Raw genomic sequence first — 17,022 nt, 5'->3', positions numbered from 1 at the left:
CCGAAGGCGGTTTCATATCTGGAAACAGTGTCTTAGTGACCTGTACCGTTGATTGATTTAGTCATATCTTCCACAACTTTCTTGGCATCACCAAAGATCATCATGGTCTTGTCGTTATAGAACAAGTCGTTGTCTAGACCCGCATAACCTGTTGCCATTGAGCGCTTGATGACCATAATGGTACGTGCTTTATGCGCTTCAAGAATTGGCATGCCGTAAATTGGCGAGTTTGGATCGTCTTTTGCCGCAGGGTTAACTACGTCATTTGCACCAATCACCAACACCACATCTGTTGCAGGGAAATCTGAGTTGATTTCGTCCATTTCTAAGATGTCTTCATACGGTACGTCTGCTTCTGCAAGTAATACGTTCATGTGACCCGGCATACGACCTGCCACTGGGTGAATCGCAAAACGAACAGTTACACCTTGCTCTTTTAACAAGTTGGCCAATTCTTTGACCGCATTCTGTGCACGACCTTGCGCCATACCATAGCCCGGTACAATTACTACGCTGTCTGCATTTGACATCAAGAAGCCAGCATCATCAGCAGAACCTGAACGGTAGTTACGTTGCACTTGCGCACCCGCTGCTGCCGTTGGTGCTGCTGCACCGCCCATCGCACCACCAAACAATACGTTGATGATTGAACGGTTCATGGCTTTACACATGATGTAAGACAGAATCGCACCTGAAGAACCGACCAATGAGCCTGCAACAATCAGCATGTTGTTTTCAAGTGTGAAACCAATACCTGCTGCCGCCCAACCTGAGAACGAGTTCAACAATGACACTACAACTGGCATGTCACCACCACCCACTGGTGCAATCCATACCCAACCGAATGCCAATGCTAAACCTGTCATTGCCCAGAATGAAGTCATGTTGCCGCTCAGGAAGAAGTGAATCCCAAAACCGAGCATAGCAAGGAAAATTAACGCCTGAACAGGTTTTACCCATGCACCCGAAATAGTTTTTGCCCATTTCTTCGCCGCCAATTTACCGTATGCAAAAACAGATGCAGTAAAGGTAATCGCCCCCACGAAACAGCCCACAAACAATTCAAATAAATGAACTTTGCTCATTTCATGGAAAGTAATACCATTTGCAGCCAACAAGTCTGGACCAAGTTCGATTAACTTGTTGTTATGAATAATCGCAGCAATCGCAATTAAAACTGCAGCCAAACCGACTAAAGAGTGCATTAACGCTACAGTTTCAGGCATTTGAGTCATTGGCACCGTACGTGCGCGGGCAATACCCACCACCGCACCTGCTGCCATAGCTGCCAGAATCATCCACACAACTGGATTGTCTGCCACAAAGAATGTAGTCAAGACTGCAATCGCCATTGCGATCATGCCGTAACGGTTGCCCGCAATCGCAGTTTTAGGCCCAGACAAACCACGTAAAGTTAAGATAAAGAGCACAGCCCCGATTAAATAGAACCAGTCTGCATATTCACGAATAAATTCCATGCATTAGCCCTCTTTTTTCTTTGCTTTTGGTTTGAACATTTCCAGCATACGTGCAGTCACTGCAAAACCACCGAAAATATTGATGCTTGCCAAGAACACAGCAATCGCACCCAGTACACTCACCACATTAATGGTTTGGAAATCGACACTGCCTTCTACACCCATGATTGGTAGACCAACAGTTTGAATCATCGCACCGACAATAATGATTGAAGAAAGTGCATTGGTTACTGCCATTAATGGCGTATGTAACGCAGGTGTTACCCCCCACACCACGTAGTAACCTACGAAGATGGCAAGGACAAAAATCGTAATTGTTTCAACCATGAGAATTCTCCTTAACCACGCTTTAACAGCACTTGACCGTTATGAGTGACCAGCAACGCTTTCTGAATTTCTTCTTCAGGATTCAATGCGAAGTTCTTGTCGTTATCAAATAATGTTTCAACAAAATTCAACACATTACGCGCATATAGTGCAGATGCTTCTGTCGATACAGTCGATGGAATGTTTGGAATACCCAAAATTTTCACACCATTGGCAGTCACTACAGTTTCACCGCATTGTGAACCTTCGACGTTACCGCCCGTTTCGACTGCCATATCTAAAATCACAGAACCCGGCTTCATTTTTGCCACAGTTTCCGCTTTGATTAAACGCGGTGCATCACGACCCGGCAATAACGCAGTGGTAATCACGATATCCGCATTAGAAACGGCTTTATCGACAATCACTGCTTGGTCTTTAATGTATTGTTCACCAGGCATCCAGCCATAACCATTTTTGGCAGCATCGGCAGCTTTTTGTTGTTCTTCTTCAGACATTGGTACGTCTAACCACTTACCACCCAAAGATTCCACCTGATCTTTTGCCGTTGGACGCAAGTCAGTTGCTTCGACTACAGCACCTAAACGCTTCGCTGTTGCAATGGCTTGCAAACCAGCAACACCCACACCCATGATCACAACACGCGCAGGTTTTACAGTACCCGCTGCCGTCATTAACATTGGGAACATGCGTTGATATTCTGCTGCAGCCAACAACACAGATTTATAACCTGCCAAGTTGGCTTGTGATGACAACACGTCCATATTTTGCGCACGCGACAAGGTACGTGGCAAAAGCTCTAAAGCAAATGCAGACACCTGAGCCGCAGCAAATTGGTCTAATTCAGTATTGCGGTAAGGATCAAACATCGCCACCACAGTGCTGTTCGGTGCAAGTTTTTGAATTTCTTCACCCTTTGGGGCACGAACTTTCAAAATCATTTGGCTACCGCGATAAGCATCATCTGTCATGGTCGCGCCTACTTGTTCATAAGCGCTGTCGATATAAGCGGCTTTTACGCCTGCACCACGTTCAATGACTACGCTATGACCCGCGCTAATCAACTTCTTTACTGTTTCTGGCGTCGCAGCGACACGATTTTCACCGACAACAGTTTCGGTTGGAATTCCGATCTGCATGAGCGTTCCTCAAGCTAGTTTTTCTTAAGTCAACATCGTGGATAACGATGCTTTCCCCTCAGGATAAGTTTTGTTGAATTTTTGGATTCTAATGCAACATTTTTAAATTACCACCCAATATTTATTTAATAAATACCCATATTTTGAACTGATGATTCATAAAAATATTGTTGCGAGATATAATTGATAAGTTTTGCTTCTTGAATATAAGTCTAATTATTCAGCAAAACTTCGATTTGAAGTGTCTAAAAGAAAAAAAGCGATGCTTTGAGCTTGCAGTTGACCACATTTAAATGAATTAAGCATTGATCATTCTGACACGCATTTCACTTAATTGGGAAAATCCGACTTAGCGCTAAAAGATTGCATATCTATACATTTAAGCGCTAAAAGCAAAAACTTAAACACCAAATTGACTTTTTTGACAATTTTTACACCGCACAACATGGTTCAATTTAGAAGTGTTTTGCGCATCTGAAAACCTTAGAAAAACCTACCTTTGCCTTATGAGTAAAACCGAATATTTGAAACAGTAAAACTTTTAAAAGAAGCTTGAATTTATTCAACTCAGGTCTAAGTTAAGTGCTGCTATTTTTTTCATTTTTTTTGTGCGTCATTTTGTCTGATGATGGATTTTCTCTGTTTTGCAACATTTTTAGCTAATTTGCACCATTATCGTGCAAACCCCATTTACTCTACTTTTCACAAAATTTGTGCCATCTCAAGCAGACCATCTGCATAAAATCGGCTATGCTTGCTCAAATACAGCACACACAGCTTGATCCATGCAGTCGCATCTGCCTTTATCTATCATGCAACTTGCATTTGTGTGCGCGGCATGTGTCACTTCTCTTGCATCCACCTTGCTCGACAGCATTTTTCATGATCAGACTTAACGCCACACAATGGGGCTCCATCTTTGCCTTATTTGCAGCCTTTTTGTTTAGTACCAAAGCCATTTTTATTAAACAGGCTTATGCACTTTCACCGTTGGTCGATGCAACCGTACTCATGGCTTTGCGCATGGCAAGTGCCCTGCCTTTCTTCCTACTGATTTGTTGGCTCAATCGCCATCACAGTCGCAACATCTCTACACGCAATTGGCTGCTAATAATATTTGCAGGTCTGATGGGCTATTATTTTTCTAGCTGGCTGGATTTTTTAGGGCTGATGTTCATTAGCGCTTCATTAGAACGCATTATTCTGTTTTTATACCCAACACTCACCGTTCTGGCTTCGAGTGTGATGTATCGGCAGAAACTTAGCTGGTTGAGTCTGTTTGCAATTGCCCTGAGTTATGGCGGAACAGTGATTGTGATGTTACAGGAACAGAGCAATACTCCGCATGACACGTATTTTTGGTTAGGCAGTAGTTTGGTGTTCGCCAGTGCAGTGTGTTTTGCAGGCTATTTATTGCTGACCAAAAGCCTGATTCAGCATTTTGGCTCTTGGAATTTTACAGGTCTGGCTTTAAGTATTGCCTGCATCGGTACGCTTACGCATTACAGTTTGGTCACACCTAATCCGCTCGGACTGGTGCAACAACTGCCTGTAGAAGTGCTGGGCTATGGCATAGCTTTAGGGATATTTGTCACAGTCTTGCCCACCTTACTCATGGCGCACAGTATCGCCCGTTTAGGTGCGGCACAATCGGCCATGATTGCTTCAATTGGCCCCATCTTGACGATTCTATTGGCCACAGCATTTTTAGGTGAACATCTAAATGGCATACAATGGTTCGGCTGCATGCTCAATATTGTAGGCGTGATGATGATCACCTTGTCCAAAAACAAGTTCTCTCATTAAGTTAAAGGCGACATCCTGCCACTAATGAAGTTGAATATTGGATTCAATCTTTGAGCTACTGCAACCCCGTTTTACCATTGACCTTAGGATAATTATGAACACTGCACCCGACATCAGCCAAGATAAAACCCTGCTCTGGTTGATGGCGATTGCCTGTGGTCTATGCGCGGGTGCGAATTATTATTGCCAACCGCTGATTTACTCGATTCATCAATCTTTCCAAATTCCGCAATCCCAAGTGGCATTGACGGTGACTTTTGCACAAGTGTCTTATGCACTGGGTTTATTGTTCATTGTGCCTATGGGCGATATTGTCAATAAAACCAAATTCATTCCCCTATTAATGTTTTTGGCCTCGATTGGCTTATTTTTATGTGCCTTTTCCAGCAATTTAAGCATGTTATGGATTGGCACGATTATCACAGGGCTATTTTCTGTGGCAGCACAAGTCTTAATTCCTTTTGCCACCATGACTGTAAAACCTGAAAAAATGGGTGAAGTGGTCGGTTTATTGATGAGTGGTTTATTGGTCGGTATTTTACTTTCGACCAGTTTGGCAGGTTTGCTGTCCAATTTATTCCACTGGAAAGTGATTTACCTGATTAGTGGCGTGCTGATGCTATGCATTGCCGCAGTCCTCAAAGCGCGCTTGCCGTTTATCTCAACCAGCAAACTCAGCTATTTGGCCGTATTTCAGTCTATGGGCAAACTCATTTTAGAAGAACGTCGTTTGGTCTATCGTGCCTTACTCGGTGCGTTTGCTTTTGCAGCGATGAGCGTGTTGTTTTCCACCATTGCAGTATTACTTAAATCCAGTTTTGGCTTAGCTGACTTTATGGTGGGCATTGTGGCAATGGTGGGTGTATTCGGTGCTCTTTCAACCAAACACGTGGGGAAAATTGCAGATCGTGGCTATGTTACAGCGCTGACGTGGGGTGGTTTGGCGCTATTGGCAATCAGTTGGGTCTTTCTATACAACGGACAATTCAGCTTATGGAGTTATATTCTTGGTTTTGGCTTAATTAACCTTGGGCTTGCCACCGTACACAGCAGCAACCAAAACGTGATTTTCCGTTTACACCCCGATGCCAAATCGCGGATTAACTCAATTTATATGACCAGTTATTTTACTGGCGGTGCTTGTGGTTCTGCTTTGGGGATCTATGCTTGGCAACATGGTGGATGGTTATGGAGTTGCCTAGTTGGTTTGTGTTTTGTTACCGCCGCAATGAGCTTTGCCCTACTCGACTGGCAGCATCAACGTCAACACACCGCCATGCCTTAAACGCTGCGATTACAATCAAGCAAGTCGCTTAAGACATTTGCATCACAGGGTAAAATGGCTGACTCAACTCCACATTTTCTAAATTTTCCAATAAGATTTGGATAAAACACGGCATCAACGCACACAGTAAAGTATTGGCATGGCTGAGTTGTTTGCGGTTGATTGCACTGTTATAAGTTGCACCACCTTGTAAAAGTTGCTGCTGTAACGTCAATAAGCGCTTAAACAAACATGCCAAAATTGTAGCTGAATCATGAATGTGCAATGCCTGCATAATCTGCTGTTTTTCTGCCTCATAATCTGCACGCCATTCAGCTTCAGTCATTTTTTGATTACGCCAATCCCAAAAACTTTGATACAAATAAGGATTGGTCAGCAATACCTCTAAACTTTGTGGATATTTTTCCCAAATGATTCTCGCCATGCGCTGATCGACATCTTTTTGATACATGCGCTGCACAAATTGCTGCAAGGTCTGTTGTGTATGCTCTGCCGTCTGACCTTGCGCATACAAAGCACTCAACGCCACCCATGCTGTCATAAATTGCATATCGACATCATCATGAAACTCAATGGCTTTTTTCCACCAACTTAAACTGCGCTGCATGCGTAAATTAAATGCCGTTGAAAATTCATTTTTCTTAGTGCGATAAATTTCTTCTAATACCAACATTTTATTCTCCCTCTTATGCTGCGTTATCCTTATCTTTTCAACATACTAAAAAACGGCTACGCATACAAATACTGAGCAGTTCCGCTTTAGCGTCTACGGTTGCGCTGCTTTGTTCATGGTTATAAATACAAAGTTAATGCCAATGGATGTGGGTTGGGGATACTGTCGATTTTCACTTAAACCCCGTATAATGCGCGGTCTTGTGCTTTTGTTTTTCAATTCAGGTGGGTTATGACACGTGCCATCCAAACTTTACAACCTCGCATTTCGGTTGCCCCGATGATGGATTGGACTACCCGCGATTACCGTTTTTTTGCACGTTTATTTAACCCCAATATCATTCTGTATACTGAAATGGTAACCACTGGCGCAATTTTATTTGGTGATGCCAAGCGCCATTTAGATTACAGCAAAGAAGAACATCCTATTGTCTTGCAGTTGGGCGGTTCAAATCCGAAAGACCTTGCGACCTGCAGTAAAATGGCACAAGACTGGGGTTATGATGAAATCAACCTGAATGTTGGCTGCCCAAGTGATCGAGTACAAAACAATAAAATTGGTGCGTGTTTAATGGCAGAACCAGACTTGGTTGCAGAGTGTATTGCCGCCATGCGTCAATCGGTTGATATTCCTGTGACCGTAAAACATCGCATCGGGATTGATGACATGCACTCTTATGCAGAGATGCTGCATTTTGTGGATACTGTGGCTCAAACAGGTTGCAATAACTTTATCGTGCATGCCCGAATTGCCTTATTACAAGGTTTATCGCCTAAAGAAAACCGCGAAGTTCCGCCTCTGCGTTATGAGGATGTGTATCGCCTAAAACAAGACCGCCCCGAATTGTTAATTGAAATTAATGGTGGAATTAAAACGTTTGCCGAAACCCAACAACACCTCAAGCATGTCGATGGGGTGATGATTGGTCGTGAAGCCTATCACAACCCTTATTTACTGGCAGAGCTTGGGCAATTATGGGGGCTAGAATTACCTGACCGTTTTGAAATTATGCAGCGCATGTTGCCGTATATTGAACAACGTCTACAACAAGGTGCACCACTTTCTGTCATTACCCGCCATATTTTAGGTTTATTCCAAAACCTGCCAGGTGCACGTAAATGGCGTCAGGCACTAAGTGGCGGCAATGCCAAAACATTTGCAGATGTAGAGCAAGCATTGGTCAATATTCAAGCAGCAATGCAGCGTACGGAAGACTATTTAAAAGAGCAGCAGCTACAACGACCTACTGAATAAAGTCATTGGCGATGTGCAAAATCAAAGAACTTTTTTATAAGCCATGCCTCGCATGGCTTTGATTTATGTATTTTTAGCCTGTAAGGCATCTAACTTTTTCAACACTTCTGCCACAGCTACCATCGCAAAACTGGACGTGACCACCACCGCCGAACCATAGCCGCCACAGCGCAAGCCTGCGCTTGGGCATACATCGGCACTAGAAAATGGATTGTCGATGGAATACACACAGGTAATCCCAAACTTTTCTTTTGGCTTTTTACAAATACCTTTGCTGCGTAATTGGGCGCGCAATTTGGCCAACATTGGGTCTTGTTCGGTTTTAGATAAATCTGCCACTCGAATTTTCAACGGATCAAGTTTGCCACCTGCACCACCCGAAACAATCAGTGGAATCTTGTTAAAACGACAATGCAGCATCAACGCTAGTTTAGCTTTTACGTCATCAATGCAATCTAAAATCAAATCAGGTGCAGTCGCCAATAACGCTTTGACGTTATCTGGACTGAGGTAATCATCGACCAAATTAATTTTGATACGTGGATTAATGGCGCGACAACGCTCTGCCATGACATTAATTTTTTCATGCCCCAAGGTTGAGCTCATGGCAGGCAATTGACGGTTAATGTTAGATGCTGCGACCACATCCATATCCACCAATGTCAGCTCGCCGATACCTGTACGTGCCAACGCCTCAACTGCCCAAGAGCCGACACCGCCAATTCCAATCACCATGACATGACTTTGGGCATAATGCTGAAAAGCACTGTCGCCATAAATCTTGGCCACACCCGCAAAACGGCGTTCATATTCATCATCTTGAAGAAGGTCTGTCATGCTGCAATCAAATCTAATTTCAAAGTGTGGGCATTTTACTGCGTTTCGCAGACTTCGTGTTGTTTCATCTAAAGTTTAGGCAAGTCTAATATTTGAATGCTATTCTGCCAAATCTGTGCGGCTAAAGTTTGCGGTGCAATATCTAAACAATCCGCTAAACCTTCAAGCACATAAATCAGGTTCGCAGGGGTATTTCGGGTTCGTGATTGAGTATCTGTCTGACAACATAAAGGCGTCATATCGGGGCAGTCGGTTTCCAAAACCAAATGTTCAGCACCAATTTCCTGCACAACACGGCGCAGTTTTTTTGCATTGGGATTGGTAATCTGCCCTGTCACACCAATTTTAAAGCCCAATTTGATCAGTGCTTTGGCTTCTTCTACCCCACCGCTAAAAGCATGTGCAATGCCACCAAACTGAAATTGTTGTTGTTTGAGTATTTTTAAGGTTTCGGCATGGGCCTTACGAATATGTAGCAGTACAGGTTTTTGTCGATGGCGTGCGATTTCCAATTGCGCGGCAAAAAAATCTTGCTGCTTTTGAAACGCTTCAGGCTGTTTATGTTCAACCAAAAAAGTGTCTAAGCCAATTTCACCCACCGCGACACAATGCTGTTGTTGCAAAAAATGTTCTAAATCTTGTAAATGTTGGTCTTGATGTTGTTCGATATAAAAAGGATGCAAGCCTGGTGCAAGATGACTTTGTGGCACATGCTCAAGTTGGTTTAAAAACTGTTGTGTAGAGATTAAATCTTGAAAACGTGATTGTACAAAGCCAATCAGTACCAAATGTTCTACGCCTGCTGCCTTGGCCGCATACGCCAATTGCTCCCGATCTGAGTCAAAATCAGGTACATCAAAATGGGTATGCGTATCAAACAGCGCAATGCTCATATTAAGATTTCGCTTTGGTTGTGTTTACTGCACTGGCTTCGGCAGATTTTGCGGTTGCTTCAGAGGCTGCTTCTGTTACAGGCAAATACGCAGCTTTTAAAATTCCCTGCAGTTCTGCATACGGAATGGTTAAGCGCGGTAAACCAACGACATAAGGGCCGATTTCATATTCTGCATATTGCAAAATTAACCCCTGTTGACCTAAATAGTAATTTTCCGACAGCTTAAATTTCCACGCTTGTTCATATTCTTGCACATTGGTGGAAAGTTCAGATGCGATGACCCATTGTTTAAACGCTTCGTAGGCTTTACGCTCCAATTGGGGACGCTGCTTCTCTAACAGAATGTCATTTAACAACACTAATTTTTTCTGCTCTAAATCAAAATTATAGTATTGCTGTGCCGATGCACCATGCGCTCCGCCCAAATAACTGCTGCTATTTAATACCACGGTTGCCAAAGGCTGATCTGCATTCAAAATTTTAGGCTTAATCATCAAACTGATTTTATGATTTGAGCTTAAAGCTTTCAGCTCCTGATCAAGTGCCAAAAAGCTTTGCACATAAGGCACGGTTTGTTTTTCTAATTTTTGCGCCAAAGTTTCCACTTGTGCAATGGCAGCTGCAGTGGGGTTACTGGCAGGTGCATCTGCAGCACTGGCTGCTGTATTTTCACTGGCTGTCTTCTCAATTGCTGCAGCTTCAGAAGCCGCCTGCTGTGGTGCAATTTCTAAAATTTGTGCCAATTCTTGAATAATTTTCTGATCAATAAAATGGTCGATAAAGGCCTGATTACTATTCAAACGCTCAATTGAGATTTCAGGGCAATTTTTCCCTTCACATTTAGGCAACGACAAATTCAGTTTTTCAGTATCCCCGACCAGTTTTAAGCTTTGTTGTTCCGCCTGCGTCTGCTCTGGCTCGACTGTTTCTGGTTCGGTTTTCTTTGGCTGACATGCAGTAATCCCTAGCGTTGTAATTAAAATACTGATCGCCAAAATACTTTTATTTTTCAACATGGATCCAACCTTGATTTCATCTATTTTTGCTTGTCACCGTACTCACCTACTAAAACATAGATGGATAGATGTCTGCTTTTAAAACTTGTTGTGTTTGTGCTTTGCTTAGGTAAATATCTAACTGCGTGCCATCTTTGACAATTTCATGGGTGCGATAATGCAATCCTAAGCCCTGATCATCAAAAAACCAATCTGCCTGCCCCCAGTATAATTTGGCAGGTGCTGCTTTTTGCACGTCACTGCTTTGTGTTTTGAGCCAATCCTGATAGGCCTGCTGTACAAAAGTATTCATACGGGTTTGTTGTTTGGCATCAATCACATCTAAAACAGACAAGGCTTTTTGCTGCTTCCGATCTGCCACAAAGAAATAATAGCGTTCCTTGACTTGCGTGCCTTCCTGTTTGCTATCTACCCCGACTTGCAACAAAACATATTGATTGCGTTGATATGCCATACGGGTGTACATCGCCAATTCATAAGCTTTATTTTGATCTAATTGTGCCTGCCAAGCATCGGATTTTTTCACATAGGCATCTACGGCTTGCTGCAAATTCATGTTTTGTTTTAAGCCAATTTGGTCTTGAATCACCATGGCCTGATTTTTTGCAATCCAACTGTTGAGCCATGTATCTTGGGTATTTAAAGTTTGTACTTCTAATTCAATGCAGTTTTTATTTTCACAAAAAGGTAAGGCAATTTCTGCCGCCTGTTGTTTGATATTCAAATACGGCAAAACATCTGCTTGATCTTTCTGAAAAATAGACGTTTGCTCATCTGAGTTTTGATCTTGTTTAGATGAGTCACAGGCGCTAAGCAAAACCATCCCGCTCAAAATTGCACCCAGATAAACCGATTTTTGCTGCATGATTTCCCCAATTCATTTATCAAAAATAATCTTTAATCTTTTACCGCCCCCATAATAAAACAGCTTCCTAAAGAAGCTGTTTTAATTTTGAAACTTTTAGGCATGCCGAACATTCATCTGCGCTACGCTGATTGCATCTGCCAGATTAAGCATCATCAACCTGAGGCTTAGTGCTCGCGTGTATTTCTAAACTCAATGTCAGGGTAACGCTCTTGCATTAACTGTAAATTCACACGACTTGGCGCGAGATAAGTTAAGTGACCACCACCATCGACAGACAACTGATCGTGGGCTTTTTTCTTAAACTCGTTAAATTTTTTCTCATCAGCACAAGACACCCAACGTACCGTGTTGATGCTGACAGGCTCGTAAATACAATCGACTTTGTATTCTTCTTTCAGGCGATAGGCGACGACTTCAAACTGCAGCACACCAACAGCACCTACGATTAAATCATTGCTGTTTTGTGGCATAAAGACTTGCGTTGCACCTTCTTCTGAAAGCTCTTTAAGACCTTTTTGCAGCTGTTTTGACTTCAATGGGTCTTTCAAGCGTACACGACGGAACATTTCAGGTGCGAAGTGCGGAATCCCTGTAAATTGCAACTTTTCACCCGAAGTGAAGGTATCGCCAATTTGAATCGTCCCGTGGTTATGTAGACCAATAATGTCGCCCGGCCAAGCTTCTTCGAGGTGCTGACGGTCACCTGCCAAGAAGGTCAAGGCATCACTGATACGTACATCTTTATCAATACGCACATGCTTCATTTTTAAGCCTTTTTCATACTTGCCTGAACAGATTCGCATGAAAGCAATACGGTCACGGTGCTTCGGATCCATATTGGCCTGAATTTTAAAAACAAAACCACTAAAGCCTTCTTCATTGGCTTCTACAATACGGTCTTGCGTTGGATGTGCTTTTGGCGGCGGCGCATATTCACTGAATGCATTCAATACATGATCTACACCGAAGTTACCCAAAGCAGTACCAAATAGCACTGGTGTTTGACGACCCGCTAAAAACTCTTCACGGTCTAAAGGCTCATTCGCCATTTGTACCAACTCAAGTGATTCTTCAAATGCCGCCCATGCCAATTCACCTACTTTTTCACGTAAATCTGCATGGTTATAGCCATCACGTACTTCAATTTCAGGAATGGTTGAACCAAAACCTGATTTGTACACATAAAACTTTTCTTCGATGAGGTTAAACACCCCTGCGAAATCACGCCCTGTACCCATTGGCCAAGTGATTGGCACACACTTAATTTTGAGGACATTTTCAATTTCATCCAACAACTCTAATGGTTCACGAATTTCGCGGTCCATTTTGTTGACGAATGAAATGATGGGTGTGTCACGCATACGACACACATCCATTAATTTAATGGTACGGTCTTCGACACCTTTCGCACCATCAATCACCATCAGTGCAGAGTCCACCGCAGTTAGAGTGCGGTAAGTATCTTCAGAGAAATCTTCGTGCCCTGGGGTATCGAGCAGGTTAATCATTTTGTCTTTATACGGGAATTGCATCACCGAAGTTGTAATGGAAATACCACGTTCTTTTTCCATTTCCATCCAGTCAGATGTTGCGCCACGATCTGACTTACGGCTTTTTACCATCCCTGCCACTTGAATGGCTTGTCCCCATAACAGCAGTTTTTCTGTCATGGTGGTTTTACCAGCATCGGGGTGGGAAATAATCGCGAAAGTACGTCGCTGTGCGACCTGCGCCGCTAACTCATCTTTAAAACTCATGCAAGACACCTACTGCAGAACCGCAGTGTATAAGATCAAAATGATCAATATGAAAAATTGGCGTAATTGTAGCAGATTTGAATCAAATTTTATTGATTGTTGATATGTTCTAATTTATCCATAACTGAGAATATAGTTATTTTTTCAATCTATACTTTTGCTTTGGGCTTTTCGGTTTTTCTGGAATCGTACGCTCAATCAAAACTAATTCTATGGCAGGATTCAGATAATTCTTTTGGAATGTTGCGCTATGAGTTAAACCTAACAACTGCATTAACTCAGCCAAGCTATATTCACCTTGTTCCATCACTGAAATTAAACGTTGGACTTGGTCGTTCACTTGTACGCTAGCTTGAGCGGTAGCATGATCGCTAGCTTGAGCGGTTTCATTAGAACTCAAGATTGCATCCAAAATCATTTGCAAAATAAATTCTATAAATGGTGCTGAATCCGTCCGATCAGTGCTTGCTTGTAAGGCTTCGTAATAAGCTTGTTGATTTTGATAGATCAAGCTTTCCACAGGAATATTGGCAAAGATTGGATTCCATTGACTAAGAATCAATGTTTGCCATAATCGCCCCATACGTCTATTACCGTCTGCGAATGGATGAATAAACTCAAACTCATAATGGAATACTGAACTTTGAATGAGTGGATGCACATCACTATCATTCAACCAACCAAGTAGATCAGCCATAAGACGATTGATCTGATTCGCAGGTGGCGCCATATGCACCACACGATCACCTGACATTACACCGACACCACCATGACGATATTGACCGACTTCATCAATCAAGCCTGTCATCAAAACTTGATGTGCTTGTAATAGGTCTGCTTCTTGGCTCGGTTGCCACTGCTGAAATGCTTCATAGGCTTTGATAGCGTTACGCACTTCCTGTACTTCTTTTGGAGGTGCAATTACTGTTTTACCATTAAGGATTGCCGTGATTTGCTCAGTGCTAAGCGTGTTACCTTCAATCGCAAGTGAACCTTGAATGGTACGAATACGATTAGCTTTTCTAAGTTTTAAATTTTCTTGGATTTCTTCTAAAACAGTCAAACGCCCTATATTCTCACTGATCTGAGCAATCAAATGAATGATTTTTGAGGTGATAGTATAAGGCGGTTGGTATTTCATATTCCCTCAGTGCGCACCAGAATTATTCATCAAAACACTAATATTTATAAACTTATTAAAAAATAAAAGAAATTACCGTATAAACTCATTTTTCAAAACAACTTTACCACCTATCAACTGCATATATTCATAAAAATCTTCAATCATCTGTTTTTGATAATAGCTGATTTCATGTTCATGTCAGTGATCATTTTTATATGCCACTAACTTAAGCCGAATGTTTAAACAACTCTTCTAAACGCTCAACATCCATAGGTAAGCCTAATAAATAACCTTGCAACTGCTGACAGCCTAAACGGGTTAAAATCTCAGCTTGCAATGGCATTTCCACCCCTTCAGCGGTCACAGTTAAACCCAGTTTAATGGCTAACTGAATAATACTTTCTAAAATTAATTCTTCTTTGCTGTCCAAACACAAATCTAAAATAAAAGCACGGTCAATTTTCAACTCATCGACTGGCAATTTTTTCAAATACAAGAAACTCGAATGTCCTGTACCAAAATCATCAATCGCAAATTGAATCCCCATTTGACGCAAACGCTCAAAACTACGAATACTCGATTCAATATGATGCATTGCTGTACTTTCAGTCACTTCAATCATCAGGTGATGGGGTTGAATCTCATAGCGTTTAAACAAGTTTTCTAACGTCGAAAATAAGTGTTTATGTTCAAACTGCACTGCCGATAAATTCACAGCCACAGGAAATAACGGTGCACCTGATCTTTCCCAAATTTGAATTTGTTTAAAGGCTTCCTCTAACGTCCAATAGCCAATTTGAATAATCAACCCCGTCTTTTCAGCTCCTTTAATAAACATATTTGGGGTAAGTAAGCCATGTACAGGGTGATACCAACGAATTAAAGCTTCTACGCCACAAATTTTATGGTCAGTGGCTTTAAACTTTGGCTGATAGAACAACGCAAATTGTTGTTGTTCAACCGCTTTATATAAATCATTAATCAACTTACTTTGGCTTTTGGCCTCAAGTAACTCCAGATCATAATTAAATACCGAACTGGTGTTACGCCCCTGATATTTAGAGGTCAGCATCGCCGCATCAGCATTCATTAAAATATCTTGCAAATTGGTGCCATGCTCTGGATACATCGCAATGCCAATACTGCCTGAAATATTAATGACCTTGCCTGCAATTAAGAAACTTTGCTGAATCAGTTCTAATATTTTTTCAGAAATGAGCGTGGCTTCTGCGATATCGGTATGTTCAATCACCAAAAGAAATTCATCGCCACCAATTCTTAATAACTGGGTATTTTCGCCCAAGTGGGATTGCACACGTTTAGACAACTGAATCAGCAATTGATCGCCAACATGGTGTCCAAATACGTCATTCACCGCTTTAAAGCGGTCTAAGTCGATATACAAAAACGCAATTTTAGTATTTTTTTGCCGATGTTCAGAAAAAAGCAATTGTGCATATTCGGCTAAATATAAACGGTTGGGCAATTTGGTCAGGTTATCTTTGACTGCCTGATTGGCCAATTCACGGTTGGCTAAAGACAATTGTCTGCTTTTTTCTTCTAAGCGCAGCTCCAGCAGAGATACGCCCACCGCAGCAGCAAAAATCAGACTGGTCACTAAAATAACCACCAACAGAGCTGGCCCTTGCCCGATCTGGAAGTGCCCTGATTGAGGCAAATCTGCTGTAGAGTAAAAATGCAGTGCTTCCATGCCTATATAGTGCATGGCAACAATGCTCAGACTCATGAGCACCGCAATGAAAATTTTATATTGTGCCTGACGCCCCATTCTGCACTTGGAATGAAACATAAACCAAAAGGTAAGTATTGCACCGCCAATGGCCACTAATACAGACAGCAAAACAATGGTAGGATCATAATAACTACGGTAGCCTTCTACCTGAATTCCCATCATGCCCGTATAGTGCATGCCTGAAATACCCAACCCCATTAAAATGCCGCTCAGGATCAAACGCGCCACAGGCAAGGTCGATTGCGTGGTCAGCCAAACCGCAAACGTAGAGGCGATAAATGCAATAACAAAAGATAGGGTCGTAAAGCTAAGATCAAATTGATACGGTGCAGGTAACTGGCATGCCAACATGCCCACAAAATGCATACTCCACACTGCCGCACCCAGCAGCAAACCACTCATGATTAATGCAATTTTTTTTAGTTGTTGTTGTACATTTTGAAAAAGCATTTGCCCAACAGACACTGCAAAATAGCAGGCCAATACTGAGATTGCTACCGAGCCAATTACCAAGCTCAGATCATAATGTACATGCATCATTAGATGTATCCATCTCTGTCATATTTTATTGTTTTTCGGCTACTCAATCTCACACTCTCTTATAAATAATAACTAAAAAGCAACCTGAACGACGGATTGATCTAGCAAAGACTGCATTGACTTAAGAGTCTAATACTATTCCGCTTTGGTCAATAGTCAAATATATAATATGTCATCATGAAATAATGGCAATTCAAAACTGCTAAAAATAGCTGTCTGACTCAAAGCTATATGCATCTTGTCACTTTACTTTTCGCTTTAGGATGAAAAA

Annotated in this window: 14 protein-coding genes; 3 read left to right on the top strand and 11 right to left on the bottom strand. The window is 42.1% G+C overall.

From position 1 onward, the window contains the following. Positions 1–32 precede the first annotated feature (32 nt). Genes F947_RS09395 through F947_RS09385 form a run of 3 tightly spaced genes read right to left on the bottom strand, consistent with a single transcriptional unit; the run spans position 33 to position 2,944 of the window. Complete coding sequence (locus F947_RS09395) at positions 33–1,478, bottom strand: NAD(P)(+) transhydrogenase (Re/Si-specific) subunit beta (protein ID WP_004974925.1); 1,446 nt, start codon at positions 1,476–1,478, stop codon at positions 33–35. Between the two features lie 3 nt (positions 1,479–1,481). Beyond that, a complete protein-coding gene (locus tag F947_RS09390; RefSeq protein ID WP_004974924.1) occupies positions 1,482–1,805 on the bottom strand; it encodes a proton-translocating transhydrogenase family protein in 324 nt (107 codons plus the stop codon). 11 nt (positions 1,806–1,816) lie between these two features. Next, complete coding sequence (locus tag F947_RS09385; protein WP_004974923.1) at positions 1,817–2,944, bottom strand: Re/Si-specific NAD(P)(+) transhydrogenase subunit alpha; 1,128 nt, start codon at positions 2,942–2,944, stop codon at positions 1,817–1,819. A gap of 882 nt (positions 2,945–3,826) precedes the next feature. Here F947_RS09385 and F947_RS09380 point away from each other — a divergent pair. Next, positions 3,827–4,750, top strand: coding sequence for a DMT family transporter (locus F947_RS09380; RefSeq protein WP_004974922.1), 924 nt, complete (start codon positions 3,827–3,829; stop codon positions 4,748–4,750). A gap of 94 nt (positions 4,751–4,844) precedes the next feature. Next, positions 4,845–6,035: an MFS transporter gene (locus F947_RS09375; protein ID WP_004974921.1), complete on the top strand. Its 1,191-nt coding sequence runs from the start codon at positions 4,845–4,847 to the stop codon at positions 6,033–6,035. A gap of 28 nt (positions 6,036–6,063) precedes the next feature. On the opposite strand, the gene F947_RS09370 is transcribed toward F947_RS09375, so the two are convergent. Then, positions 6,064–6,708, bottom strand: a complete 645-nt coding sequence (locus F947_RS09370) for a hypothetical protein (RefSeq protein ID WP_004974903.1) — start codon at positions 6,706–6,708, stop codon at positions 6,064–6,066. A gap of 231 nt (positions 6,709–6,939) precedes the next feature. Between F947_RS09370 and dusA the strand changes: the two genes are divergently transcribed. Beyond that, a complete protein-coding gene (gene dusA / locus F947_RS09365) occupies positions 6,940–7,962 on the top strand; it encodes a tRNA dihydrouridine(20/20a) synthase DusA (protein WP_004974902.1) in 1,023 nt (340 codons plus the stop codon). A gap of 63 nt (positions 7,963–8,025) precedes the next feature. Here the strand turns inward: dusA and F947_RS09360 are convergent, their stop codons facing one another. The 7 genes from F947_RS09360 to F947_RS09330 all read right to left on the bottom strand — a co-directional run bounded on the left by F947_RS09360 (position 8,026) and on the right by F947_RS09330 (position 16,751). Further along, on the bottom strand, positions 8,026–8,799 hold the full coding sequence (locus tag F947_RS09360; protein ID WP_004974901.1) for a tRNA threonylcarbamoyladenosine dehydratase: 774 nt from the start codon (positions 8,797–8,799) through the stop codon (positions 8,026–8,028). Between the two features lie 68 nt (positions 8,800–8,867). Continuing rightward, a complete protein-coding gene (locus tag F947_RS09355) occupies positions 8,868–9,692 on the bottom strand; it encodes a TatD family hydrolase (protein WP_004974890.1) in 825 nt (274 codons plus the stop codon). 1 nt (position 9,693) lies between these two features. Next, positions 9,694–10,710, bottom strand: a complete 1,017-nt coding sequence (locus tag F947_RS09350; RefSeq protein ID WP_004974889.1) for an RsiV family protein — start codon at positions 10,708–10,710, stop codon at positions 9,694–9,696. A 49-nt stretch (positions 10,711–10,759) separates the two neighbouring features. After that, positions 10,760–11,575, bottom strand: a complete 816-nt coding sequence (locus F947_RS09345) for a hypothetical protein (RefSeq protein ID WP_004974888.1) — start codon at positions 11,573–11,575, stop codon at positions 10,760–10,762. Positions 11,576–11,742: 167 nt separating this feature from the next. After that, positions 11,743–13,335, bottom strand: coding sequence for a peptide chain release factor 3 (locus tag F947_RS09340; protein ID WP_004974887.1), 1,593 nt, complete (start codon positions 13,333–13,335; stop codon positions 11,743–11,745). A 136-nt stretch (positions 13,336–13,471) separates the two neighbouring features. Next, the gene (locus F947_RS09335; protein WP_004974885.1) at positions 13,472–14,476 is read right to left on the bottom strand and encodes a Fic family protein; all 1,005 of its coding nucleotides are present in this window, start codon (positions 14,474–14,476) and stop codon (positions 13,472–13,474) included. A 208-nt stretch (positions 14,477–14,684) separates the two neighbouring features. Further along, positions 14,685–16,751: a putative bifunctional diguanylate cyclase/phosphodiesterase gene (locus F947_RS09330; RefSeq protein WP_004974883.1), complete on the bottom strand. Its 2,067-nt coding sequence runs from the start codon at positions 16,749–16,751 to the stop codon at positions 14,685–14,687. Positions 16,752–17,022: the final 271 nt, after the last annotated feature.

It is taken from the genome of Acinetobacter towneri DSM 14962 = CIP 107472, assembly GCF_000368785.1.
GTDB lineage: Bacteria > Pseudomonadota > Gammaproteobacteria > Pseudomonadales > Moraxellaceae > Acinetobacter > Acinetobacter towneri.
The sequence above is the reverse complement of the archived record's forward strand: the minus strand, read 5'-3'. Positions and strand labels throughout refer to the sequence as shown.

Coding starts and splice junctions, on each gene's coding strand:
- F947_RS09385 (WP_004974923.1), bottom strand. CDS start 2,944: ATGCAGATCGGAATTCCAACCGAAACTGTTGTCGGTGAAAATCGTGTC.
- F947_RS09395 (WP_004974925.1), bottom strand. CDS start 1,478: ATGGAATTTATTCGTGAATATGCAGACTGGTTCTATTTAATCGGGGCT.
- F947_RS09390 (WP_004974924.1), bottom strand. CDS start 1,805: ATGGTTGAAACAATTACGATTTTTGTCCTTGCCATCTTCGTAGGTTAC.
- F947_RS09330 (WP_004974883.1), bottom strand. CDS start 16,751: ATGATGCATGTACATTATGATCTGAGCTTGGTAATTGGCTCGGTAGCA.
- F947_RS09380 (WP_004974922.1), top strand. CDS start 3,827: ATGATCAGACTTAACGCCACACAATGGGGCTCCATCTTTGCCTTATTT.
- F947_RS09335 (WP_004974885.1), bottom strand. CDS start 14,476: ATGAAATACCAACCGCCTTATACTATCACCTCAAAAATCATTCATTTG.
- F947_RS09355 (WP_004974890.1), bottom strand. CDS start 9,692: ATGAGCATTGCGCTGTTTGATACGCATACCCATTTTGATGTACCTGAT.
- F947_RS09340 (WP_004974887.1), bottom strand. CDS start 13,335: ATGAGTTTTAAAGATGAGTTAGCGGCGCAGGTCGCACAGCGACGTACT.
- F947_RS09345 (WP_004974888.1), bottom strand. CDS start 11,575: ATGCAGCAAAAATCGGTTTATCTGGGTGCAATTTTGAGCGGGATGGTT.
- F947_RS09350 (WP_004974889.1), bottom strand. CDS start 10,710: ATGTTGAAAAATAAAAGTATTTTGGCGATCAGTATTTTAATTACAACG.
- dusA (WP_004974902.1), top strand. CDS start 6,940: ATGACACGTGCCATCCAAACTTTACAACCTCGCATTTCGGTTGCCCCG.
- F947_RS09370 (WP_004974903.1), bottom strand. CDS start 6,708: ATGTTGGTATTAGAAGAAATTTATCGCACTAAGAAAAATGAATTTTCA.
- F947_RS09375 (WP_004974921.1), top strand. CDS start 4,845: ATGAACACTGCACCCGACATCAGCCAAGATAAAACCCTGCTCTGGTTG.
- F947_RS09360 (WP_004974901.1), bottom strand. CDS start 8,799: ATGACAGACCTTCTTCAAGATGATGAATATGAACGCCGTTTTGCGGGT.